Consider the following 22,887-nt stretch of genomic DNA (forward strand, 5'->3'; position numbering starts at 1 on the left):
CACAGGGACATTATTAATTGTGTCGAAGGGACACAATTAAGGGGTGAGCGCGATGAACATAAAATTGACACTAACTTTGGACGACCAGACCTATGCCGTTGCCAGCGGTGTTTTTCCTGATGGTGCTGTCTGGTTAAAAGTCACCGATGCGTTGCCAACCTTTGCTCGCCTGATGCGCATCCGTGCCACGGCTATGCGCGATATGAACGATTTTATGCTGCTGGCGCAACTGGTTGAGGCGGTACGTCATCAGACCGATGTACTGGTCAGCCATCTCGACCTCCCCTGGCTGCCGTGGGCGCGTCAGGACAGACATATGGTATCGGGTGATAGCTTTGCGCTGAAAGTCTTCGCCAGTCAGCTTAATACGTTGAAATTTGACAAGGTTAACGTGCTCGACCCGCACAGCGATGCGGCGGCGGCTGCAATCGACAACTTTGTGGCGATCCCCCAGGAGGTCTGCCTGATGCAAAGCGCGTCATTATCGCGGCTGTTTCAGCAAAACGCGCTGATGCTGGTTGCTCCCGATGCGGGATCGCTGAAGAAGATTGATGCTGTAGCCAGAGTAGCCGGTGTGGAGCAGTACGCCATCCTGAGTAAAAAACGTGATGTGGCAAGCGGCAGCCTGACGGGATTTGCGTTATTGGCCGGAGACGTCAGGGGTAGGGATCTGCTGATTGTTGACGATCTGTGTGACGCAGGCGGTACGTTTATAGGCTCTGCACAAGTATTACGTGATGCTGGCGCCCGCAGTGTCAGCCTGTATGTCACCCACGGTATCTTTTCTAAGGGCGTTGATCACCTGTTTGCAAACGGTATTGACGCTATCTACACCACCACCTCTTTAGCTGCCCCAGCGTTGGTACATCCGCAGCTTGAGCTTATCGACATTGACGCGATTTACCGCGCCTGAGGGAGAGACTGATTATGAAAATGAACCCGATTCTGGCTATCGACGGCTACAAAGTTTCTCATCGCGTACAGTATCCGCAGGGTACCCATCGCGTGTATTCCAACTTTACCCCGCGCAGCGATCGCTTTTTCTCCTCGCCGTTGGCGGATGGCAAACTGGTATTCTTCGGCCTGCAGGGTTTTATGCAGTGGTTTTTAGTCGACCTGTTTAATGAGGCGTTCTTTGCCCGCCCGGAAGACGAGGTGGTCAGCGAATACAAACAGGTCATGGACAGCTATCTGGGCAAAGATGCGGTGGCGGTGGACCATATTCGTGCACTGCATCAGATGGGCTATCTGCCGCTGCACATCAAGGCGCTGGATGAAGGCAGTAAAGTCCCGATGGCGGTACCGGTTTTAACTATCATCAACACCCAACCCGAGTTTTTCTGGCTGGTGAATTACCTGGAGACCGTGCTGTCGGCGGAGCTGTGGAAGGCGTCAACAAATGCCACGATAGCTCACCACTACCGCAAAATCTGCGCTCGCTGGGCAGAGAAAACCTGTAGCGACCTGACGCACCTTGACTTCCAGTGCCATGACTTTTCATTTCGCGGTATGTCCGGATTACAGGACACCATGCAGGCGGGCAGTGGGCATTTGTTAAGCTTTAAAGGGACCGACAGTATTCCATCTCTGCTGTACGCTCGCGATTACTACACCGACGGCGAGCCCTATTTTATCGGCGCCAGCATTCCGGCTACCGAACACAGCGTGATGTGTATGGGTGAGCGCGAGCATGAGATTGAAACCTTCCGCCGCCTGATTGCCGATCTCTACCCGCAAGGATTTGTATCGATAGTCTCTGATACCTGGGACTACTGGCAGGTGCTGACGGAATATACCCGCGAACTGAAGAACATCATTCTGGCGCGTGAAGGTCGGGTGGTATTCCGTCCGGATAGCGGCAATCCGGTGGAGATCCTGTGTGGTACTGGCGAAGATGACGATACAAGCAGCGTTCGTTCCGCTCAGGAGAAAGGGTCTGTGGAAGTGCTGTGGGAGATTTTTGGCGGCACGATTAACGCCAAAGGTTACAAGGTGCTCAACCCGCATGTCGGACTGATTTATGGCGACTCCATCACCCTTGAGCGAGCGAATGAGATCCTGCGTCGTCTGGAAGCGAAAGGATTTGCCAGTTCAAACGTCGTGTTTGGCGTTGGTTCTTTTACTTATCAATACAACACACGTGACACCTTTGGCTTTGCGATGAAAGCGACGTGGGGAGAAGTCGACGGCAAAGGCCGGACGATTTTTAAAGAACCAAAAACTGATAATGGTCTGAAACGTTCAGCCCGTGGTCTGCTTCGCGTCACACGTGATGAGCAAGGGGAATTGCGTCTGCATGACGAACAGACCTGGGAGCAAGAGCAGGAAGGGGAGCTGAAAACTCGTTTTCTCAACGGCAAGCTGTTTAACCGCGAGCATTTCGAAGAAATCCGCCAGCGTCTGGCGACACAGGGATAATTCAACAAAAATGCCGGATGAGACGTGTTGGCGTCGGATCCGGCAATGATGACTACTCGGCCAGCATCTGCTCAAGCTGTTCCTGAGCCTCCAGCCAGGCCATTTCACACTCTTCCAGCCCGGATTTCGCACTGGCCTGCTGCTGCAAACAGGCGGTAAGTTCGGCTTTGCGACTTTGGTCGTACAGTTCGCTGTCGCCGAGTTTTTCTTCCGCCTGCGCCAGCTGTGCGTGCAGTTTCTCCATCTCTTTTTCCAGACGGGTAATCTCTTTACGCAGCGGCTGCGTCAGGGAGCGCAGTTCCGCTTCGCGGCGCTTCTGGTCTTTACGCGCCTGGGCGCTGTTAACGCTCTCTTTCGCCGGTTCGTCGCCCTGGTTTTCCTGTTTCTGGACATCGCTCAGCCACTGCTGATAATCCTCCAGATCGCCATCAAACGGCTCGACTTTCTTGTCGTGTACCAGATAGAGGTCGTCGGTGGTGGAGCGGATCAGGTGACGGTCGTGCGAGACGACAACCAGCGCGCCTTCAAAATCGATCAGCGCCTCGGTCAGCGCCTGACGCATATCCAGGTCCAGGTGGTTGGTTGGTTCATCGAGCAGCAGCAGGTTAGGGCGCTGCCAGACGATCAACGCCAGTACCAGACGCGCTTTTTCGCCACCGGAGAAGCGGCGTGTCTCTTCGCTGACTTTATCGCCCTGGAAGCCGAATCCACCCAGGTAGTCACGCAGTTTCTGCTCCAGTTCCTGCGGTGCCATGCGTGCCAGATGCTGAATGGGTGATTCATCGGCGCGTAAAAACTCCAGCTGGTGCTGCGCGAAGTAGCCCAGTTTGATGCCTTTCGCCAGGCCAATCTCACCGCTGATTGGGGGCAGTTCGCCGGCCAGCAGCTTAATCAGCGTCGATTTACCCGCGCCGTTGCGACCGAGCAGGCCGATGCGGGAACCCGGCACCAGATTCAGTTTGATCGAATCGAGAATGACGCGATCGCCGTAACCAGCGCTAACCTTTTCCATCTTCAAGAGCGGGTTTGGCAGGCTTTCCGGCTCACGGAAGCTGAAGTGGAACGGGTTGTCCACGTGCGCTGGGGCAATCAGCTCCATGCGTTCCAGCATTTTGATACGGCTCTGTGCCTGCTTCGCTTTCGTTGCTTTAGCGCGGAAACGATCGATATAGCTTTGCAGATGCGCCACGCGCTCCTGCTGGCTTTCGTACATTGCCTGTTGCTGTGCGAGGCGGGTCGCACGCTGGATTTCAAACGCGCTGTAGTTGCCGGTGTACTCGAACATGGTTTGCTGTTCGATATGAATAATTTTATCTACCACCGGATCGAGGAAGTCGCGATCGTGGGAGATCAAAATCAGCGTACCCTGATAGCTTTTCAGCCATCTTTCCAGCCAGATCACCGCGTCGAGATCGAGGTGGTTGGTGGGTTCATCGAGCAGCAGTAGGTCTGAACGGCAAATCAGCGCCTGGGCCAGGTTGAGACGCATACGCCAGCCACCGGAGAAGTCGCTGACCGGGCGCTCAAGCTGTTCGTTGGAGAAGCCGAGGCCATGCAGCAGGCTGGCGGCGCGTGAGCGCACGGTCCAGGCGTCGATGGCATCCAGCTTGCCATGGACAGTGGCAATGGCATGTCCATCGTTACGTTCGTTGGCGTCGTTCAACTGCGCTTCCAGTTGACGATACTCGCGGTCGCCGTCAATGACGTACTCCAGCGCGGGCTGTGGCAACGCAGGCGTTTCCTGATTCACCCACGCGAGCTGCCAGTTTCCCGGATAGGTAAATCCTCCAGCGTCGGCGCTGAGTTCATTTTTCAGCAATGCCAGCAGGGTAGATTTACCGCAGCCATTTTTACCCACCAGGCCAACCTTCTGCCCTGGATTAATGGTGGCCGTGGCATTGTCCAGCAAGACGCGCACGCCGCGACGAATTTGTAACGATGAGAAAACAATCATAAGGCGCCGTATGTTCAGACTATGTTAATTTATCATTATGATAATGTAATGTGCGGGCCGTTTGCCGCACCGAGGCGCAATGGTAGCCCAAAACGTCGAAAATAGACAAAAGACAAAACCGGGAGGGGGATGATGTTCCAGCCAGCGAAAGTCTTGCTGCTGTATGCCCATCCGGAATCTCAGGACTCGGTCGCGAACCGTGTTCTGCTTAAACCGGCCATGCAGCTCAGCAATGTTACCGTGCACGACCTTTACGCGCACTATCCTGATTTTTTTATCGATATTCCGCATGAACAGGCGCTGCTGCGTGAGCATGATGTGATTGTTTTTCAGCACCCACTCTATACCTATAGCTGTCCGGCGCTGTTAAAGGAATGGCTTGACCGCGTACTGAGCCGCGGATTTGCCAGCGGTCCCGGAGGGAATCAACTGGCGGGAAAGTACTGGCGTAGCGTTATCACTACCGGAGAACCGGAAAGTGCCTACCGCTATGACGCGCTAAACCGTTATCCAATGAGCGATGTGCTGCGTCCTTTCGAGCTAACGGCCGGTATGTGCCGCATGCACTGGATGAGCCCAATTATCGTTTACTGGGCCAGACGGCAAACGAAGCAGGAGCTGGACAGCCATGCGAAAGCGTATGGTGACTGGCTGGCGAATCCGATCCCTATGGGAGGCCGCTGATGGAAGGTTCTGATTTATTGACAGCGGGAGTGTTGTTCCTCTTCGCGGCGGTGGCTGCAGTTCCCCTGGCCTCAAAGCTGGGTATCGGTCCGGTGCTGGGTTACTTGCTGGCGGGTATTGCTATCGGCCCGTGGGGATTAGGATTTATCAGCGATGTGGATGAAATCCTGCATTTTTCCGAGCTGGGCGTAGTCTTTCTGATGTTCATCATTGGGCTGGAACTTAATCCCGCCAAACTGTGGCAACTGCGGCGTTCAATTTTTGGCGTCGGTGCCGCGCAGGTGATGCTGAGCGCGGTGGTGCTGGCCGGATTATTGATGCTCACTGCGTTCTCCTGGCAGGCGGCAGTGGTTGGCGGCATTGGTCTGGCGATGTCATCGACCGCTATGGCGCTACAGTTGATGCGCGAAAAAGGCATGAACCGCAGTGAATCCGGACAACTGGGTTTTTCGGTGCTGCTGTTTCAGGATCTGGCGGTGATCCCCGCGCTGGCGCTGGTTCCGCTGCTGGCGGGCTCTGCTGACGAACATTTTGACTGGATCAAAGTGGGGATGAAGGTGCTGGCCTTTGCCGGCATGCTGATTGGCGGTCGCTATTTGCTGCGTCCGGTTTTCCGCTTTATTGCGGATTCTGGCGTGCGGGAAGTGTTCACCGCTGCCACGCTGCTGTTGGTGCTGGGGTCTGCTCTATTTATGGATGCGCTGGGGCTGTCAATGGCGCTGGGAACGTTTATCGCGGGCGTGCTGCTGGCGGAAAGCGAATACCGACATGAGCTGGAAACGGCAATCGATCCGTTTAAAGGCCTGTTGCTCGGGCTGTTTTTTATCTCCGTTGGCATGTCGCTCAACCTCGGCGTGCTCTACACCCATATTCTGTGGGTGGCAGCGAGCGTGATCGTGCTGGTGGTCGTAAAAATGCTGGTGCTATATGTGCTGGCGCGTCTTAACGGCATGAGAAGCTCTGAACGGATGCAATTTGCCGGGGTTTTAAGTCAGGGTGGTGAATTCGCTTTCGTGCTGTTTTCAACGGCATCCTCGCAACGGCTGTTTCAGGGCGACCAAATGGCGTTGCTGCTGGTGACCGTCACGCTGTCGATGATGACCACGCCGCTGGTGATGAAGTTGATTGATAAATGGCTCTCCCGCCAGTTTAACGGCACGGATGAGGAAGACGAAAAACCCTGGGTGGAAGATGATAAACCGCAGGTGATTGTGGTGGGGTTTGGGCGTTTTGGTCAGGTTATTGGTCGTCTGTTGATGGCCAATAAAATGCGCATTACCGTTTTGGAGCGGGATATCAGCGCGGTGAATCTGATGCGTAAATATGGCTATAAGGTTTATTACGGTGATGCCACGCAGGTGGAACTGTTGCGCTCCGCAGGGGCAGAGGCGGCGCAATCTATTGTTATTACCTGTAATGAGCCTGAAGACACCATGAAACTGGTGGAACTGTGCCAACAGTATTTTCCGCATTTGCATATTCTTGCGCGAGCGCGCGGACGTGTAGAGGCGCATGAGTTATTACAGGCTGGTGTGACGCAGTTTTCCCGCGAAACGTTCTCCAGTGCGCTGGAGTTGGGGCGTAAAACGCTGGTTACACTGGGAATGCATCCGCACCAGGCTCAGCGCGCTCAGCTGCATTTTCGGCGGCTGGATATGCGCATGCTGCGGGAACTGATCCCCATGCATACAGATACGGTACAAATCTCTCGAGCCAGGGAAGCCCGGCGCGAGCTGGAGGAAATTTTCCAACGAGAGATGCAGCAAGAGCGACGTCAGCTGGATGGCTGGGATGAATTTGAGTAGAGGATAACCATGGCAATTCGTAAACGTTTTATCGCAGGTGCAAAATGTCCGTCCTGCCAGTCGCAGGATACGCTGGCGATGTGGCGCGAAAATAATATCGATATTGTTGAGTGTGTTAAGTGCGGTCATCAGATGCGGGAAGCCGATAAAGAGGCGCGCGAGCACGTTCGCAAAGAAGAGCAAGTGATCGGGATTTTTCATCCGGACTAGCGATATGGCGCAGCTTTTTTTAAGCTAGAGGGTACACGGGTGCAGAATTCCGCTACAATCTGCGCCACTATTCTTTCCATGCTCAGGAGATATCATGAAAGTAGCAAAGGACCTGGTGGTCAGCCTGGCCTATCAGGTACGTACAGAAGACGGTGTGTTGGTTGATGAGTCTCCGGTGAGTGCACCGCTGGACTACCTGCATGGTCACGGTTCCCTGATTTCTGGCCTGGAAACAGCGCTGGACGGTCATGAAGTTGGCGACAAATTCGATGTTGCTGTTGGCGCAAACGACGCATACGGTCAGTACGACGAAAACCTGGTGCAGCGCGTTCCTAAAGACGTCTTCATGGGCGTTGACGAACTGCAGGTTGGCATGCGTTTCCTGGCTGAAACTGACCAGGGTCCAGTACCGGTAGAAATTACCGAAGTGGAAGACGACCACGTTGTGGTTGACGGTAACCACATGCTGGCTGGCCAGAATCTGAAATTCAACGTAGAAGTTGTTGCTATCCGCGAAGCGACCGAAGAAGAACTGGCTCACGGCCACGTTCACGGTGCGCACGGTCACGACCACGATCATGACCACGGTCATGACGGTTGCTGCGGTGGTCACGGCCACGGTCACGACCATGGTCACGAGCACGGCGGCGAAGGCTGCTGCGGCGGTGGCGGTAAAGGTAACGGCGGCGGCTGCGGTTGCCACTGATCGGTATGATTGCCTGATGGCGCTACGCTTATCAGGCCTACCGTAGGCCGGATAAGACGTTTACGTCGTCATCCGGCACAAAAAAGCGGGGATATCCCCGCTTTTTTTACGTCTCAATAATGTGGCGGCGGGGTCTCTTCAGACTGCGACGCAATGTGGGACGGCTGCGTTGCTTTGAGCTTTTCCGTCAGCAGACGCAGATGGTCGCGCAGTTTGGCCATTTCCAGTTCATGCGCGGTCACCGTCACGTTGAGCTCTTCAATGGTGATCTCCTGAAATGCCAGGCGACTTTCCAGTTCAGCCAGGCGAGTTTCCATTGTTGTATCCTGCATGATTCACCTCTTTCTTTTTTCTCCGGCAGATCGCGGACTGCGGCGAATTCTACTTAACTTTGCTTGTTTGCACAGCACTCAATCTTCGGTAACGAAACTAATTTAAACAAAAAGAGTCTGAAAAGTGGTGATAATAGGGCGTGCCTGTATGTTGATTTGTTCTGCAACGCTTTATAGTACATTTTTATGTTAGCTAACCCTGGGGTGAGATGCCCCGGCCCTGGAGATATGGATGAAATCACTGTTTAAAGTAACGCTGCTGGCGACCACAATGGCTGTTGCTCTGCATGCCCCGATCACCTTCGCTGCTGATGCTGCGAAACCAGCCGCTACTGCTGACAGCAAAGCAGCATTCAAGAATGACGACCAAAAAGCCGCTTACGCGCTGGGCGCGTCCCTGGGTCGTTATATGGAAAACTCTCTGAAAGAGCAGGAAAAACTGGGCATCAAACTGGATAAAGATCAGCTGATCGCTGGTGTTCAGGATGCGTTTGCAGACAAGAGCAAACTGTCTGACCAGGAAATCGAACAAACTCTGCAGGCGTTTGAAGCGCGCGTGAAGAGCTCCGCTCAGGCGAAAATGGAAAAAGACGCGGCTGACAACGAAGCCAAAGGTAAAGTTTACCGCGAGAAATTTGCTAAAGAGAAAGGCGTTAAAACCTCTTCTACTGGCCTGGTCTACAAAGTAGAGAAAGAAGGTACTGGCGCTGCACCGAAAGACAGCGATACCGTGGTAGTCAACTACAAAGGTACGCTGATCGATGGTAAAGAGTTTGATAACTCCTACACCCGTGGTGAGCCGCTGTCTTTCCGTCTTGACGGTGTCATCCCTGGCTGGACTGAAGGCCTGAAAAACATCAAGAAAGGCGGCAAAATCCAGCTGGTTATCCCACCGGATCTGGCTTACGGCAAAACCGGCGTCCCGGGTATTCCGGCCAACTCTACGCTGGTCTTTGATGTTGAACTGTTAGACATCAAACCGGCACCGAAAGCTGACGCGCAGCCAGATGCTGCACCGGCAGATAAAGCTGCAGACAGCAGCAAAAAATAAGCTAACAGAAACCGCCGCCCACAGGGCGGCGGTTTTTTATTATCGACAGGATATAATTAATACTGGAAAGCGCCTTGTGCGCTGTATTACTTTAGATGCCCCTATAATAGTGATGAGCCTGCCCTGACAACATAACGACAGGCTCCTGAAAAGGAGTGCTTTTTTTCATGTCCAGGTCGCTTTTAACCAACGAAACCAGTGAGCTAGATTTGCTGGATCAACGTCCTTTCGATCAAACCGACTTCGATATCCTCAAATCCTACGAAGCGGTAGTGGACGGGTTGGCGATGCTCATTGGTTCCCATTGTGAAATCGTATTGCACTCTTTGCAGGATTTGAAATGCTCGGCCATCCGCATTGCTAACGGTGAACACACGGGCCGTAAAATTGGCTCACCGATTACCGACCTTGCGTTGCGTATGCTGCATGATATGACGGGTGCGGATAGCAGCGTGTCGAAGTGTTACTTCACACGTGCGAAAAGCGGTGTCTTGATGAAGTCGGTGACGATTGCCATTCGCAACCGTGAGCATCGCGTGATTGGTCTGCTGTGCATCAACATGAACCTTGATGTTCCTTTCTCGCAGATAATGAATACCTTTATCCCACCGGAAACCCCGGAAGTGGGCTCTGCCGTCAACTTCGCTTCTTCGGTGGAAGATCTGGTTACCCAGACGCTGGAATTCACGATCGAAGAAGTGAATGCCGATCGCAATGTTTCCAACAACGCGAAGAACCGCCAGATCGTCCTGAATTTATATGAGAAAGGCATCTTCGATATTAAAGATGCCATCAACCAGGTCGCCGATCGGCTGAACATCTCCAAACATACGGTCTACCTCTATATTCGTCAGTTCAAAAGCGGCGATTTCCAGGGGCAAGACAAGTAATGCGTTTTGCCATCATGGTGACAGGGCCTGCTTATGGCACGCAGCAGGCGAGTAGCGCGTTGCAATTTGCTCATGCGCTTCTCGAAGAAGGGCATGAGTTATGCAGCGTCTTTTTCTATCGAGAAGGTGTATATAACGCCAACTTACTGACTTCACCCGCCAGTGATGAATATGATCTGGTGCGGGCCTGGCAACAGCTGAACCACCAGCATGGTGTAACGCTGAATATCTGCGTGGCGGCGGCGTTGCGTCGCGGCGTTGTTGATGAAACTGAGGCAAAGCGGCTGGGACTGACAGGGGCTAATTTACAGTCAGGTTTTAACCTCAGCGGGCTTGGATCGCTGGCTGAGGCATCCCTGACCTGCGATCGCGTGGTGCAGTTCTGATGAAACGTGTTGCTTTTGTCTTTTCTACCGTACCGCATGGCAGCGCATCTGGCCGTGAAGGATTAGATGCATTGCTGGCGACATCTGCTTTAACGGAAGACCTCGGCGTGTTTTTTATCGGCGATGGCGTCTTTCAAATCCTCCAGGGACAACAACCGGATGCCGTGCTGGCGCGAGACTATATCGCAACCTTCAAGCTGTTAGGGTTGTACGATATCGATCAATGTTGGCTGTGCGCCGCTTCATTACGCGAGCGGGGCCTTCAGCAGGGGGTTAATTTTGTGATCGATGCGACAGCGCTTGAACCGGAAGATTTACGCCGTGAGTTAGGCAACTTTGACGTCATTTTAAGGTTTTGAGACCCTCATGCTGCACACACTACATCGCTCTGCGTGGCTTACCGATTTCTCCTCTCTTCTTCGCCTGGTAGATAAAGACGATGAGCTTTTATTGCTCCAGGATGGCGTGACGGCGGCAATAGAAGGCAGCCGTTTCCTTGAAAGTCTGCAAAATGCCTCCATTAAGGTCTATGTACTGGAAGAAGACATTAAGGCCCGCGGTTTGAGTGGTCAAATTTCAGACAGTGTCGTCAGGGTTAGCTATACTGACTTCGTCAGACTTACGGTGAAGCATCCCAGCCAGATGTCCTGGTAATTGTGGGATCGTTGTATATTTCTTGACACCTTTTCGACACCGACCTAAAATTCTGCGTCCTCATATTGTATGAGGTCGTTTTATTACGTGTTTACGAAGCAAAAGCTAAAACCAGGAGCTATTTAATGGCAACAGTTAACCAGCTGGTACGCAAACCACGTGCACGCAAAGTTGCAAAAAGCAACGTGCCTGCGCTGGAAGCATGCCCGCAGAAACGTGGCGTATGTACTCGTGTATATACTACCACTCCTAAAAAACCGAACTCCGCACTGCGTAAAGTTTGCCGTGTTCGTCTGACTAACGGTTTTGAAGTGACTTCCTACATCGGTGGTGAAGGTCACAACCTGCAGGAGCACTCCGTGATCCTGATCCGTGGCGGTCGTGTAAAAGACCTCCCGGGTGTTCGTTACCACACCGTTCGTGGTGCGCTTGACTGCTCCGGCGTTAAAGACCGTAAGCAATCACGCTCCAAGTATGGCGTGAAACGTCCTAAGGCTTAATGGTTCTCCGTTAAGTAAGGCCAAACGTTTTATATTAATGTCAAACTAAACTCTTAGAGTTTTGGACAATCCTGAATTAACAACGGAGTATTTCCATGCCACGTCGTCGCGTCATTGGTCAGCGTAAAATTCTGCCGGATCCGAAGTTCGGATCAGAACTGCTGGCTAAATTTGTAAATATCCTGATGGTAGATGGTAAAAAATCTACTGCCGAAACTATCGTATACAGCGCGCTGGAGACCCTGGCTCAGCGTTCTGGTAAAAACGAACTGGAAGCTTTCGAAGTAGCTCTCGAAAACGTGCGCCCGACTGTCGAAGTTAAGTCTCGCCGCGTTGGTGGTTCTACTTATCAGGTACCAGTTGAAGTCCGTCCGGTCCGTCGTAATGCCCTGGCAATGCGTTGGATCGTTGAAGCTGCTCGTAAACGCGGTGATAAATCCATGGCTCTGCGCCTGGCGAACGAACTTTCTGATGCTGCAGAAAACAAAGGTACTGCAGTTAAGAAACGTGAAGACGTTCACCGTATGGCAGAAGCCAACAAGGCGTTCGCACACTACCGTTGGTAATCCCTTCGGAGTTTTAGTCACCAGGCGGGCGCTTCTAGTAAGCAGCCCGCTTTGGGCTACTTAAATTGAACGCCTAAAAGATAAACGAGGAATCAAATGGCTCGTACAACACCCATCGCGCGCTACCGTAACATCGGTATCAGTGCGCACATCGACGCCGGTAAAACCACTACTACCGAACGTATTCTGTTCTACACCGGTGTAAACCATAAAATCGGTGAAGTTCATGACGGCGCAGCCACCATGGACTGGATGGAGCAGGAGCAGGAACGTGGTATTACTATCACCTCCGCAGCGACTACTGCATTCTGGTCTGGTATGGCTAAGCAGTATGAACCGCATCGCGTAAACATCATCGACACCCCGGGGCACGTTGACTTCACTATCGAAGTAGAACGTTCCATGCGTGTGCTTGATGGTGCAGTAATGGTTTACTGCGCAGTTGGTGGTGTTCAGCCTCAGTCTGAAACCGTATGGCGTCAGGCAAACAAATATAAAGTTCCGCGCATTGCGTTCGTTAACAAAATGGACCGTATGGGTGCGAACTTCCTGAAAGTTGTTGGTCAGATCAAAACCCGTCTGGGCGCGAACCCTGTTCCGCTGCAGCTGGCAATTGGCGCTGAAGAAGCGTTCACCGGTGTTGTTGACCTGGTGAAAATGAAAGCCATCAACTGGAACGAAGAAGATGCAGGCGTAACCTTCACTTATGAAGATATCCCGGCTGACATGCAGGAACTGGCTGAAGAATGGCACCAGAACCTGATCGAGTCCGCTGCAGAAGCTTCAGAAGAGCTGATGGAGAAATACCTGGGTGGTGAAGAACTGACTGAAGAAGAGATCAAAAAAGCTCTGCGTCAGCGCGTTCTGAACAACGAAATCATCCTGGTAACCTGTGGTTCTGCGTTCAAGAACAAAGGTGTTCAGGCGATGCTGGATGCGGTAATTGATTACCTGCCATCCCCAGTAGACGTACCTGCGATCAACGGTATTCTGGACGACGGTAAAGATACTCCTGCTGAGCGTCATGCTAGCGATGACGAGCCGTTTGCTGCTCTGGCATTCAAAATCGCTACTGACCCGTTCGTGGGTAACCTGACCTTCTTCCGCGTGTACTCTGGTGTGGTTAACTCCGGTGACACCATCCTGAACTCCGTGAAAACTGCACGTGAACGTTTCGGCCGTATCGTACAGATGCACGCTAACAAACGTGAAGAGATCAAAGAAGTTCGCGCGGGCGATATCGCTGCTGCAATCGGTCTGAAAGACGTGACCACTGGTGACACTCTGTGTGACCCGGATCACCCGATCATTCTGGAACGTATGGAATTCCCTGAGCCGGTAATTTCCATCGCGGTAGAACCGAAAACCAAAGCTGACCAGGAAAAAATGGGTCTGGCTCTGGGCCGTCTGGCTAAAGAAGACCCGTCATTCCGCGTATGGACTGACGAAGAATCTAACCAGACCATTATCGCTGGTATGGGTGAGCTGCACCTCGACATCATCGTTGACCGTATGAAGCGTGAATTCAACGTTGAAGCGAACGTCGGTAAACCTCAGGTTGCTTACCGCGAAGCGATTCGCGCGAAAGTTACCGATATCGAAGGTAAACACGCTAAGCAGTCTGGTGGTCGCGGTCAGTACGGTCATGTTGTTATCGACATGTACCCGCTGGAGCCGGGTTCAAACCCGAAAGGCTACGAGTTCATCAACGACATCAAAGGTGGTGTAATTCCTGGCGAATACATCCCGGCCGTTGATAAAGGCATCCAGGAACAGCTGAAATCTGGCCCGCTGGCTGGTTACCCGGTTGTTGATCTGGGCGTGCGTCTGCACTTCGGTTCTTACCATGACGTTGACTCCTCTGAGCTGGCGTTTAAACTGGCCGCTTCTATCGCCTTCAAAGATGGCTTTAAGAAAGCGAAACCAGTTCTGCTTGAGCCTATCATGAAGGTTGAAGTAGAGACTCCGGAAGAGAACACCGGTGACGTAATCGGTGACTTGAGCCGCCGTCGTGGTATGCTTCGTGGTCAGGAATCCAACGTCACTGGCGTTGTTATCCATGCTGAAGTTCCGCTGTCTGAAATGTTCGGATATGCAACCCAGCTGCGTTCTCTGACCAAAGGCCGTGCTTCTTACTCCATGGAGTTCCTGAAGTACGACGATGCGCCGAACAACGTTGCTCAGGCCGTTATTGAAGCCCGTGGTAAATAATCCACAGGATTAAAACCTAAGTCCCGTGCTCTCTCCATAGGGGAGAGCACTATAGTAAGGAATATAGCCGTGTCTAAAGAAAAATTTGAACGTACAAAACCGCACGTTAACGTCGGCACCATCGGCCACGTTGACCACGGTAAAACTACCCTGACCGCTGCAATCACTACCGTACTGGCTAAAACCTACGGCGGTGCTGCTCGTGCATTCGACCAGATCGATAACGCGCCGGAAGAAAAAGCTCGTGGTATCACCATCAACACTTCTCACGTTGAATATGACACCCCGACTCGCCACTACGCACACGTAGACTGCCCGGGCCACGCCGACTATGTTAAAAACATGATCACCGGTGCTGCGCAGATGGACGGCGCGATCCTGGTTGTTGCTGCGACTGACGGCCCGATGCCGCAGACTCGTGAGCACATCCTGCTGGGTCGTCAGGTAGGCGTTCCGTACATCATCGTGTTCCTGAACAAATGCGACATGGTTGATGACGAAGAGCTGCTGGAACTGGTAGAAATGGAAGTTCGTGAACTTCTGTCTCAGTACGATTTCCCGGGCGACGACACTCCGATCGTTCGTGGTTCTGCTCTGAAAGCGCTGGAAGGCGAAGCAGAGTGGGAAGCGAAAATCATCGAACTGGCTGGCTTCCTGGATTCTTACATCCCAGAACCAGAGCGTGCGATTGACAAGCCGTTCCTGCTGCCTATCGAAGACGTATTCTCCATCTCCGGTCGTGGTACCGTTGTTACCGGTCGTGTAGAGCGCGGTATCATCAAAGTTGGTGAAGAAGTTGAAATCGTTGGTATCAAAGAGACTGCTAAGTCTACCTGTACTGGCGTTGAAATGTTCCGCAAACTGCTGGACGAAGGCCGTGCTGGTGAGAACGTTGGTGTTCTGCTGCGTGGTATCAAACGTGAAGAAATCGAACGTGGTCAGGTACTGGCTAAGCCGGGCTCTATCAAGCCGCACACCAAGTTCGAATCTGAAGTGTACATTCTGTCCAAAGACGAAGGCGGCCGTCATACTCCGTTCTTCAAAGGCTACCGTCCGCAGTTCTACTTCCGTACTACTGACGTGACTGGTACCATCGAACTGCCAGAAGGCGTAGAGATGGTAATGCCGGGCGACAACATCAAAATGGTTGTTACCCTGATCCACCCGATCGCGATGGACGACGGTCTGCGTTTCGCAATCCGTGAAGGCGGCCGTACTGTTGGTGCGGGCGTTGTTGCTAAAGTAATGAGCTAATTATTGATTAATTAGCTTTGAGCTTAAAAAGGGCGCTTCGGCGCCCTTTTTGCTACCTGCAATTTAGTCGTTGTCATATTTATTCGCATTTTTTATTCATTCTCCCGCCGCGTAAATCGCGTTGTGCTATTGTAATCATAACTATTCTCATTTACACTTTGCGCAGAAATTGAACGGGAGCGATCATGTACGTTTGTTTGTGTAATGCGATAAGTGATAAAAAAATACGTCAGGCTGTTCGCCAGTTTCATCCTCAGTCCTTTCAGCAATTACGTAAATTTATTCCTGTTGGAAATCAATGCGGTAAATGCATTCGTGCTGCCCGCGAGGTCATGCAGGATGAATTAACACAAATGCCAGAATTTAAAGAGATCGCCTAAGTCACACTCTTTTTTTTGACATCCCTGTAGCCCCATCTACGCTCTAAGAGTGGAAGCGGAGGGACTATAAAATGAAAGGTGATGTTAAAATCATAAATTATCTCAATAAACTATTGGGAAATGAGCTTGTCGCGATCAACCAGTATTTTCTCCATGCTCGTATGTTTAAAAACTGGGGACTGACTCGCCTCAATGATGTTGAGTACCATGAATCTATCGATGAGATGAAACACGCTGATAAATATATCGAGCGTATTTTATTCTTAGAAGGGATCCCGAACTTGCAGGATCTTGGCAAGTTGGGTATTGGCGAAGACGTTGAAGAGATGCTGCAATCCGATCTTCGACTCGAACTCGATGGTGCTAAAGACTTACGTGAAGCCATTGCCTATGCCGATAGCGTTCATGATTATGTCAGCCGGGATATGATGATTGAGATCCTGACTGAAGAAGAAGGGCATATTGACTGGCTCGAAACCGAGCTGGACCTGATTGCAAAACTTGGCTTACAAAATTATCTGCAATCGCAAATTAAAGTCAGTGACTAACCGCCCTGTATCATACTTACCAGGCCAATAACAAAACCCGCAGCCGCCAGATATGGCCCAAATGGCAGCGGGTTTTTTAGTACCTGTTTCCCGTAACGGACGCAGTAAATCCCGGTGAGGCAACATGCCATACCCGCGGCAAGTAAAACCAACAGTGGTAATGATTCCCAGCGATGCCATGCGCCTAGCGCGGCAAGAAATTTGACATCACCAAAGCCTAATCCTTCCTGTCGGCATATCAAACGATACCCCCAGTAGAACAAAGCAAATACCCCATAACCTGCTACAGCACCCCAAAGCGCGTCGGATAACTGTGCAGGTCTGCAGCATTGATGATAAATAAGACCGCCCCACAAAAGAGGGCAGGTAAATTTGTCGGGCAGCAACCCGGTACGTAGGTCATGGACTAAGAGCAGCCCTGATAGCGAAACATAAATCAACAGGAAGGGGAGGTCGATGTACATGGGCAAGCCTTATCTGGTAAAGAGTTTACCTTCAGGTAAACCCGGCGGCCCTACAAGCCCGGGATATGGGTTATGGATGCTCTCTTCCACGGAAAACGCGTTGCACCACAGGACATACAATCAGAGTGGAAGGAGCGCCGCATTTGTGAACGAGTGATTAATTTCTACGCGGCACTTGCTTAAGACTGAGATTTACGTATAATGCGCGGGCTTGTCTAATATTGACAGCGGTTCGATATGAGCCACCGGTACTGCGAAAGCAATACCAGACAATGTTCCCAATCGGGGAACTCTGTAAGAACGGTTACACTCTCCCATCAATCGTAATGGGTTTGAGGAGTAACTATTTCGTCTATAAAATAATTGGAGCTCTGGTCTCATGCAGAACCAAAGAATCCGTATCCGTTTGAAAGCGTTTGATCATCGTCTGATCGATCAATCAACCGCGGAAATCGTCGAGACTGCCAAGCGCACTGGTGCGCAGGTTCGTGGTCCGATCCCGCTGCCGACCCGCAAAGAGCGTTTCACCGTTCTGATCTCCCCGCACGTCAACAAAGACGCGCGTGATCAGTACGAGATCCGTACTCACAAGCGTCTGGTTGACATCGTTGAGCCAACTGAAAAAACCGTTGATGCTCTGATGCGTCTGGACCTGGCTGCCGGTGTAGACGTGCAGATCAGCCTGGGTTAATCAGGTCATCGAGCGATTGAGAGGTTGATACAATGATTGGTTTAGTCGGTAAAAAAGTGGGTATGACCCGCATCTTCACTGAAGATGGCGTATCTATCCCAGTAACCGTTATCGAAGTTGAAGCAAACCGCGTTACTCAGGTTAAAGATCTGGCTAACGATGGCTATCGCGCTGTTCAGGTTACCACCGGTGCTAAAAAAGCTAACCGCGTAACTAAGCCGGAAGCTGGCCACTTTGCTAAAGCTGGCGTAGAAGCTGGCCGCGGCCTGTGGGAATTCCGTCTGGCAGATGGTGAAGAATACACCGTTGGTCAGAACATTAGCGTTGAACTGTTTGCTGACGTTAAAAAAGTTGACGTAACCGGTACCTCTAAAGGTAAAGGTTTCGCTGGTACCGTTAAGCGCTGGAACTTCCGTACCCAGGACGCTACTCACGGTAACTCCTTGTCTCACCGCGTTCCGGGTTCTATCGGTCAGAACCAGACTCCGGGCAAAGTGTTCAAAGGCAAGAAAATGGCAGGTCAGCTGGGCAACGAACGTGTAACCGTTCAGAGCCTGGACGTAGTACGTGTTGACGCTGAGCGCAACCTGCTGCTGGTTAAAGGTGGTGTTCCGGGTGCGACCGGTTGCGACCTGATCGTTAAACCAGCTGTGAAGGCGTAAGGGGATAGCAATGGAATTAGTATTGAAAGACGCGCAGAGCGCGCTGACTGTTTCCGAAACTACCTTCGGTCGTGATTTCAACGAAGCGCTGGTTCACCAGGTTGTTGTTGCTTATGCAGCTGGTGCTCGTCAGGGTACTCGTGCTCAGAAGACTCGTGCTGAAGTAACTGGTTCAGGCAAAAAGCCGTGGCGCCAGAAAGGTACCGGCCGTGCGCGTTCAGGTTCTATCAAGAGCCCGATCTGGCGTTCAGGTGGCGTGACCTTCGCTGCTCGTCCACAGGACCACAGTCAAAAAGTTAACAAAAAGATGTACCGCGGCGCGCTGAAAAGCATTCTGTCCGAACTGGTACGTCAGGATCGTCTGATCGTTGTCGAATCATTCTCTGTAGAAGCGCCTAAAACTAAGCTGCTGGCACAGAAACTGAAAGACATGGCTCTGGAAGATGTGCTGATCATCACCGGTGAGCTGGACGAAAACCTGTTCCTGGCTGCGCGCAACCTGCACAAGGTTGACGTACGCGATGCAACTGGTATCGACCCGGTTAGCCTGATCGCCTTCGACAAAGTCGTAATGACTGCTGATGCTGTTAAGCAAGTTGAGGAGATGCTGGCATGATTCGTGAAGAACGTCTGCTGAAAGTGCTGCGCGCACCGCACGTTTCTGAAAAAGCGTCTACTGCGATGGAAAAAACTAACACCATCGTTCTCAAAGTTGCTAAAGACGCGACCAAAGCAGAAATCAAAGCTGCTGTGCAGAAACTGTTTGAAGTCGAAGTCGAAGTCGTTAACACCCTGGTAGTTAAAGGGAAAGTTAAACGTCACGGACAGCGTATCGGTCGTCGTAGCGACTGGAAAAAAGCTTACGTCACCCTGAAGGAAGGCCAGAATCTGGACTTCGTCGGCGGCGCTGAGTAAGTCGGAGGAGTAATACAATGGCAGTTGTTAAATGTAAACCGACATCTCCGGGTCGTCGCCACGTTGTTAAAGTGGTCAACCCAGAGCTGCACAAGGGCAAACCTTTTGCTCCGCTGGTTGAAAAAAACAGCAAATCCGGTGGTCGTAACAACAATGGCCGCATCACCACTCGTCACATCGGTGGTGGTCACAAGCAGGCTTATCGTATTGTTGACTTCAAACGCAACAAAGACGGTATCCCGGCAGTTGTTGAACGTCTTGAGTACGATCCGAACCGCTCCGCGAACATCGCGCTGGTTCTGTACAAAGACGGTGAACGCCGTTACATCCTGGCCCCTAAAGGCCTGAAAGCTGGCGACCAGATTCAGTCTGGCGTTGATGCTGCAATCAAAGCAGGTAACACCCTGCCGATGCGCAATATCCCGGTTGGTTCTACCGTTCATAACGTAGAAATGAAACCAGGTAAAGGCGGTCAGCTGGCACGTTCCGCTGGTACTTACGTTCAGATCGTTGCTCGTGATGGTGCTTATGTCACCCTGCGTCTGCGTTCTGGTGAAATGCGTAAAGTCGAAGCAGACTGCCGTGCAACTCTGGGCGAAGTTGGCAATGCTGAGCATATGCTGCGCGTTCTGGGTAAAGCAGGTGCTGCACGCTGGCGTGGTGTTCGTCCTACCGTTCGCGGTACTGCGATGAACCCAGTCGACCACCCACATGGTGGTGGTGAAGGTCGTAACTTTGGTAAGCACCCGGTAACTCCGTGGGGCGTTCAGACCAAAGGTAAGAAGACCCGCAGCAACAAGCGTACTGATAAATTCATCGTACGTCGCCGTAGCAAATAATTTTAGAGGATAAGCCATGCCACGTTCTCTCAAGAAAGGTCCTTTTATTGACCTGCACTTGCTGAAGAAGGTAGAGAAAGCGGTGGAAAGCGGAGACAAGAAGCCCCTGCGCACTTGGTCCCGTCGTTCAACGATCTTTCCTAACATGATCGGTTTGACCATCGCTGTCCATAATGGTCGTCAGCACGTTCCGGTATTTGTTTCCGACGAAATGGTCGGTCACAAACTGGGTGAATTCGCACCGACTCGTACTTATCGCGGCCACGCTGCTGATAAAAAAGCGAAGAAGAAATAAGGTAGGAGGAAGAGATGGAAACTTTAGCTCAACATCGCCATGCTCGTTCTTCTGCTCAGAAGGTTCGCCTTGTTGCAGACCTGATTCGCGGTAAGAAAGTGTCGCAGGCTCTGGATATTCTGACCTACACCAATAAGAAAGCGGCTGTACTGGTTAAGAAAGTCCTGGAATCTGCCATTGCTAACGCTGAACACAACGATGGCGCTGACATTGACGATCTGAAAGTTACGAAAATTTTCGTAGACGAAGGCCCGAGCATGAAGCGCATTATGCCGCGTGCAAAAGGTCGTGCAGATCGCATCCTGAAGCGCACCAGCCACATTACTGTGGTTGTGTCCGATCGCTGAGACTCTGGAGACTAGCAATGGGTCAGAAAGTACATCCTAATGGTATTCGCCTGGGTATTGTAAAACCATGGAACTCAACCTGGTTTGCGAACACCAAAGAATTCGCTGACAACCTGGACAGCGATTTTAAAGTACGTCAGTACCTGACTAAGGAACTGGCGAAAGCGTCTGTATCTCGTATCGTTATCGAGCGTCCGGCTAAGAGCATCCGTGTGACCATTCACACCGCTCGCCCGGGTATCGTTATCGGTAAGAAAGGCGAAGACGTAGAAAAACTGCGCAAAGTCGTAGCGGATATTGCTGGCGTTCCTGCTCAGATCAATATCGCCGAAGTGCGTAAGCCTGAACTGGACGCAAAATTGGTTGCTGACAGCATCACTTCTCAGCTGGAACGTCGTGTTATGTTCCGTCGTGCTATGAAGCGTGCTGTACAGAACGCAATGCGTCTGGGCGCTAAAGGTATCAAAGTTGAAGTTAGCGGCCGTCTGGGCGGCGCGGAAATCGCACGTACCGAATGGTACCGCGAAGGTCGCGTACCTCTGCACACTCTGCGTGCTGACATCGACTACAACACCTCTGAAGCGCACACCACTTACGGTGTAATCGGCGTTAAAGTGTGGATCTTCAAAGGCGAGATCCTGGGTGGTATGGCTGCTGTTGAACAACCGGAAAAACCGGCTGCGCAACCTAAAAAGCAGCAGCGTAAAGGCCGTAAATAAGGAGCGTCGCTGATGTTACAACCAAAGCGTACAAAATTCCGTAAAATGCACAAAGGCCGTAACCGCGGTCTGGCTGCTGGCGCGGATGTTAGCTTCGGCAGCTTCGGTCTGAAAGCTGTTGGCCGTGGTCGTCTGACTGCCCGTCAGATCGAAGCAGCACGTCGTGCTATGACCCGTGCAGTTAAGCGTCAAGGTAAGATCTGGATCCGTGTATTCCCGGACAAACCGATCACTGAAAAGCCGCTGGCAGTGCGTATGGGTAAAGGTAAAGGTAACGTGGAGTATTGGGTTGCCTTGATTCAGCCGGGTAAAGTCCTGTATGAAATGGACGGCGTACCGGAAGAGCTGGCCCGTGAAGCATTCAAGCTGGCAGCAGCGAAACTGCCGATTAAAACCACCTTTGTAACTAAGACGGTGATGTAATGAAAGCAAAAGAGCTGCGTGAGAAGAGTGTTGAAGAGCTGAACACCGAGCTGCTGAATCTGCTGCGTGAGCAGTTCAACCTGCGTATGCAGGCTGCAAGTGGCCAGCTGCAACAGTCTCACCTGTTGAAGCAAGTGCGTCGTGACGTCGCACGCGTTAAGACTTTACTGACTGAGAAGGCGGGTGCGTAATGACCGATAAAATCCGTACTCTGCAAGGTCGCGTTGTTAGCGATAAAATGGAGAAATCCATCGTTGTTGCTATCGAACGTTTTGTGAAACACCCGATCTACGGTAAATTCATTAAGCGTACGACCAAACTGCACGTACATGACGAGAACAACGAATGCGGTACTGGTGACGTGGTTGAAATCCGCGAATGCCGTCCGCTGTCCAAGACTAAGTCCTGGACGCTGGTTCGCGTTGTAGAGAAAGCCGTTCTGTAATACAGTAGGCATTCTCAACGAATAAACGGCTCAGCGATGAGCCGTTTATTTTTTCTACCCATATCGTTGAAGCGGTGTTATAATGCCGCGCCCCCGATATGGGGCTTTTTTAACGACCTGATTTTCGGGTCTCAGTAGTAGTTGACATTAGCGGAGCACTAAAATGATCCAAGAACAGACTATGCTGAACGTCGCCGACAACTCCGGTGCACGTCGCGTAATGTGTATCAAGGTTCTGGGTGGCTCGCACCGTCGCTACGCAGGCGTCGGCGATATCATCAAGATCACCATCAAGGAAGCAATTCCGCGTGGTAAGGTCAAAAAAGGTGATGTGCTGAAGGCGGTAGTGGTGCGCACCAAGAAGGGTGTTCGTCGCCCGGACGGTTCTGTCATTCGCTTCGATGGTAATGCATGCGTTATTTTAAACAATAACAGCGAGCAACCTATCGGTACGCGTATTTTTGGGCCGGTAACTCGTGAACTTCGTAACGAGAAGTTCATGAAAATTATCTCTCTGGCACCAGAAGTACTCTAAGGA

At 51.7% G+C, this 22,887-nt stretch carries 32 protein-coding genes; 29 read left to right on the forward strand and 3 right to left on the reverse strand.

Annotation, left to right across the window (positions count from 1 at the left end; all coding sequences use genetic code 11):
- The first annotated feature begins 52 nt into the window (after positions 1–52).
- Positions 53–913 carry a ribose-phosphate diphosphokinase gene (prs, locus tag LY264_RS01890; RefSeq protein ID WP_008786297.1) on the forward strand — a complete coding sequence of 287 codons (861 nt, stop codon included), beginning with the start codon at positions 53–55 and terminating at the stop codon, positions 911–913.
- A gap of 14 nt (positions 914–927) precedes the next feature.
- On the forward strand, positions 928–2,418 hold the full coding sequence (locus tag LY264_RS01895) for a nicotinate phosphoribosyltransferase (RefSeq protein WP_048227391.1): 1,491 nt from the start codon (positions 928–930) through the stop codon (positions 2,416–2,418).
- Between the two features lie 52 nt (positions 2,419–2,470).
- Here LY264_RS01895 and LY264_RS01900 read toward each other — a convergent pair whose 3' ends face one another.
- On the reverse strand, positions 2,471–4,372 hold the full coding sequence (locus tag LY264_RS01900; protein ID WP_048227390.1) for an ABC transporter ATP-binding protein: 1,902 nt from the start codon (positions 4,370–4,372) through the stop codon (positions 2,471–2,473).
- Positions 4,373–4,504: 132 nt separating this feature from the next.
- Here LY264_RS01900 and kefG point away from each other — a divergent pair, with 132 nt between their 5' ends.
- The 4 genes from kefG to slyD all read left to right on the forward strand — a co-directional run bounded on the left by kefG (position 4,505) and on the right by slyD (position 7,777).
- The gene (gene kefG / locus LY264_RS01905; RefSeq protein WP_048227444.1) at positions 4,505–5,056 is read left to right on the forward strand and encodes a glutathione-regulated potassium-efflux system ancillary protein KefG; all 552 of its coding nucleotides are present in this window, start codon (positions 4,505–4,507) and stop codon (positions 5,054–5,056) included.
- Entirely contained in the window at positions 5,056–6,861 is a 1,806-nt protein-coding gene (gene kefB, locus LY264_RS01910; protein ID WP_003827759.1) for a glutathione-regulated potassium-efflux system protein KefB, read from the forward strand. Before kefG ends, kefB begins: the two co-directional genes overlap by 1 nt.
- Positions 6,862–6,870: 9 nt before the next feature.
- Positions 6,871–7,071 carry a YheV family putative zinc ribbon protein gene (locus tag LY264_RS01915; protein WP_003023632.1) on the forward strand — a complete coding sequence of 67 codons (201 nt, stop codon included), beginning with the start codon at positions 6,871–6,873 and terminating at the stop codon, positions 7,069–7,071.
- A 94-nt stretch (positions 7,072–7,165) separates the two neighbouring features.
- The gene (slyD, locus tag LY264_RS01920) at positions 7,166–7,777 is read left to right on the forward strand and encodes a peptidylprolyl isomerase (RefSeq protein ID WP_008786294.1); all 612 of its coding nucleotides are present in this window, start codon (positions 7,166–7,168) and stop codon (positions 7,775–7,777) included.
- A gap of 113 nt (positions 7,778–7,890) precedes the next feature.
- On the opposite strand, the gene LY264_RS01925 is transcribed toward slyD, so the two are convergent.
- Positions 7,891–8,109: a protein SlyX gene (locus tag LY264_RS01925; protein WP_003023639.1), complete on the reverse strand. Its 219-nt coding sequence runs from the start codon at positions 8,107–8,109 to the stop codon at positions 7,891–7,893.
- Positions 8,110–8,341: 232 nt separating this feature from the next.
- Between LY264_RS01925 and fkpA the strand changes: the two genes are divergently transcribed.
- From fkpA to bfr, 11 genes are all read left to right on the forward strand, one after another.
- Positions 8,342–9,160 (forward strand): FKBP-type peptidyl-prolyl cis-trans isomerase, encoded by an 819-nt coding sequence (fkpA, locus tag LY264_RS01930; RefSeq protein WP_003827768.1) that lies wholly within the window; start codon positions 8,342–8,344, stop codon positions 9,158–9,160.
- Between the two features lie 167 nt (positions 9,161–9,327).
- The gene (locus LY264_RS01935; protein WP_003023643.1) at positions 9,328–10,050 is read left to right on the forward strand and encodes a helix-turn-helix transcriptional regulator; all 723 of its coding nucleotides are present in this window, start codon (positions 9,328–9,330) and stop codon (positions 10,048–10,050) included.
- Positions 10,050–10,436 carry a sulfurtransferase complex subunit TusD gene (gene tusD / locus LY264_RS01940; RefSeq protein ID WP_048227389.1) on the forward strand — a complete coding sequence of 129 codons (387 nt, stop codon included), beginning with the start codon at positions 10,050–10,052 and terminating at the stop codon, positions 10,434–10,436. Before LY264_RS01935 ends, tusD begins: the two co-directional genes overlap by 1 nt.
- Positions 10,436–10,795: a sulfurtransferase complex subunit TusC gene (tusC, locus tag LY264_RS01945; RefSeq protein ID WP_048227388.1), complete on the forward strand. Its 360-nt coding sequence runs from the start codon at positions 10,436–10,438 to the stop codon at positions 10,793–10,795. The genes tusD and tusC overlap by 1 nt, the downstream gene beginning before the upstream one ends.
- 7 nt (positions 10,796–10,802) lie before the next feature.
- A complete protein-coding gene (gene tusB, locus LY264_RS01950; RefSeq protein WP_008786292.1) occupies positions 10,803–11,090 on the forward strand; it encodes a sulfurtransferase complex subunit TusB in 288 nt (95 codons plus the stop codon).
- A 125-nt stretch (positions 11,091–11,215) separates the two neighbouring features.
- Positions 11,216–11,590, forward strand: coding sequence for a 30S ribosomal protein S12 (gene rpsL / locus LY264_RS01955; protein ID WP_003023654.1), 375 nt, complete (start codon positions 11,216–11,218; stop codon positions 11,588–11,590).
- A 95-nt stretch (positions 11,591–11,685) separates the two neighbouring features.
- Positions 11,686–12,156: a 30S ribosomal protein S7 gene (rpsG, locus tag LY264_RS01960; RefSeq protein WP_003023657.1), complete on the forward strand. Its 471-nt coding sequence runs from the start codon at positions 11,686–11,688 to the stop codon at positions 12,154–12,156.
- Between the two features lie 96 nt (positions 12,157–12,252).
- Entirely contained in the window at positions 12,253–14,367 is a 2,115-nt protein-coding gene (gene fusA, locus LY264_RS01965) for an elongation factor G (RefSeq protein ID WP_003023659.1), read from the forward strand.
- 69 nt (positions 14,368–14,436) lie between these two features.
- Positions 14,437–15,621: an elongation factor Tu gene (gene tuf, locus LY264_RS01970; protein WP_003031109.1), complete on the forward strand. Its 1,185-nt coding sequence runs from the start codon at positions 14,437–14,439 to the stop codon at positions 15,619–15,621.
- A gap of 185 nt (positions 15,622–15,806) precedes the next feature.
- On the forward strand, positions 15,807–16,001 hold the full coding sequence (gene bfd / locus LY264_RS01975) for a bacterioferritin-associated ferredoxin (RefSeq protein WP_003031111.1): 195 nt from the start codon (positions 15,807–15,809) through the stop codon (positions 15,999–16,001).
- Between the two features lie 71 nt (positions 16,002–16,072).
- Positions 16,073–16,549: a bacterioferritin gene (gene bfr / locus LY264_RS01980; protein WP_003827773.1), complete on the forward strand. Its 477-nt coding sequence runs from the start codon at positions 16,073–16,075 to the stop codon at positions 16,547–16,549.
- Here bfr and LY264_RS01985 read toward each other — a convergent pair.
- Positions 16,546–17,013 carry a prepilin peptidase gene (locus tag LY264_RS01985; protein WP_048227387.1) on the reverse strand — a complete coding sequence of 156 codons (468 nt, stop codon included), beginning with the start codon at positions 17,011–17,013 and terminating at the stop codon, positions 16,546–16,548. The two genes, bfr and LY264_RS01985, sit on opposite strands and share 4 nt — an antisense overlap.
- A gap of 379 nt (positions 17,014–17,392) precedes the next feature.
- Between LY264_RS01985 and rpsJ the strand changes: the two genes are divergently transcribed.
- The 12 genes from rpsJ to rplN all read left to right on the forward strand — a co-directional run bounded on the left by rpsJ (position 17,393) and on the right by rplN (position 22,884).
- On the forward strand, positions 17,393–17,704 hold the full coding sequence (gene rpsJ / locus LY264_RS01990; RefSeq protein ID WP_001181005.1) for a 30S ribosomal protein S10: 312 nt from the start codon (positions 17,393–17,395) through the stop codon (positions 17,702–17,704).
- A 32-nt stretch (positions 17,705–17,736) separates the two neighbouring features.
- Positions 17,737–18,366 (forward strand): 50S ribosomal protein L3, encoded by a 630-nt coding sequence (rplC, locus tag LY264_RS01995; protein WP_003031117.1) that lies wholly within the window; start codon positions 17,737–17,739, stop codon positions 18,364–18,366.
- A 10-nt stretch (positions 18,367–18,376) separates the two neighbouring features.
- Positions 18,377–18,982, forward strand: a complete 606-nt coding sequence (gene rplD, locus LY264_RS02000) for a 50S ribosomal protein L4 (protein WP_003031119.1) — start codon at positions 18,377–18,379, stop codon at positions 18,980–18,982.
- Positions 18,979–19,281, forward strand: coding sequence for a 50S ribosomal protein L23 (gene rplW / locus LY264_RS02005; protein ID WP_000617546.1), 303 nt, complete (start codon positions 18,979–18,981; stop codon positions 19,279–19,281). Before rplD ends, rplW begins: the two co-directional genes overlap by 4 nt.
- Positions 19,282–19,298: 17 nt before the next feature.
- Entirely contained in the window at positions 19,299–20,120 is an 822-nt protein-coding gene (rplB, locus tag LY264_RS02010) for a 50S ribosomal protein L2 (RefSeq protein WP_000301869.1), read from the forward strand.
- A 16-nt stretch (positions 20,121–20,136) separates the two neighbouring features.
- Entirely contained in the window at positions 20,137–20,415 is a 279-nt protein-coding gene (gene rpsS / locus LY264_RS02015) for a 30S ribosomal protein S19 (protein ID WP_001138115.1), read from the forward strand.
- Between the two features lie 14 nt (positions 20,416–20,429).
- Positions 20,430–20,762 carry a 50S ribosomal protein L22 gene (gene rplV / locus LY264_RS02020; protein ID WP_000448832.1) on the forward strand — a complete coding sequence of 111 codons (333 nt, stop codon included), beginning with the start codon at positions 20,430–20,432 and terminating at the stop codon, positions 20,760–20,762.
- Positions 20,763–20,779: 17 nt separating this feature from the next.
- Positions 20,780–21,481 carry a 30S ribosomal protein S3 gene (rpsC, locus tag LY264_RS02025; RefSeq protein ID WP_000529945.1) on the forward strand — a complete coding sequence of 234 codons (702 nt, stop codon included), beginning with the start codon at positions 20,780–20,782 and terminating at the stop codon, positions 21,479–21,481.
- A gap of 12 nt (positions 21,482–21,493) precedes the next feature.
- On the forward strand, positions 21,494–21,904 hold the full coding sequence (gene rplP, locus LY264_RS02030; RefSeq protein WP_000941208.1) for a 50S ribosomal protein L16: 411 nt from the start codon (positions 21,494–21,496) through the stop codon (positions 21,902–21,904).
- On the forward strand, positions 21,904–22,095 hold the full coding sequence (gene rpmC / locus LY264_RS02035) for a 50S ribosomal protein L29 (RefSeq protein WP_000644742.1): 192 nt from the start codon (positions 21,904–21,906) through the stop codon (positions 22,093–22,095). The genes rplP and rpmC overlap by 1 nt, the downstream gene beginning before the upstream one ends.
- Positions 22,095–22,349: a 30S ribosomal protein S17 gene (gene rpsQ / locus LY264_RS02040; protein WP_003031120.1), complete on the forward strand. Its 255-nt coding sequence runs from the start codon at positions 22,095–22,097 to the stop codon at positions 22,347–22,349. Before rpmC ends, rpsQ begins: the two co-directional genes overlap by 1 nt.
- A 163-nt stretch (positions 22,350–22,512) precedes the next feature.
- Complete coding sequence (gene rplN, locus LY264_RS02045; RefSeq protein WP_000613954.1) at positions 22,513–22,884, forward strand: 50S ribosomal protein L14; 372 nt, start codon at positions 22,513–22,515, stop codon at positions 22,882–22,884.
- Positions 22,885–22,887 lie beyond the last annotated feature (3 nt).

The organism is Citrobacter portucalensis (assembly GCF_023374935.1).
GTDB classification, from domain to species: domain Bacteria; phylum Pseudomonadota; class Gammaproteobacteria; order Enterobacterales; family Enterobacteriaceae; genus Citrobacter; species Citrobacter portucalensis.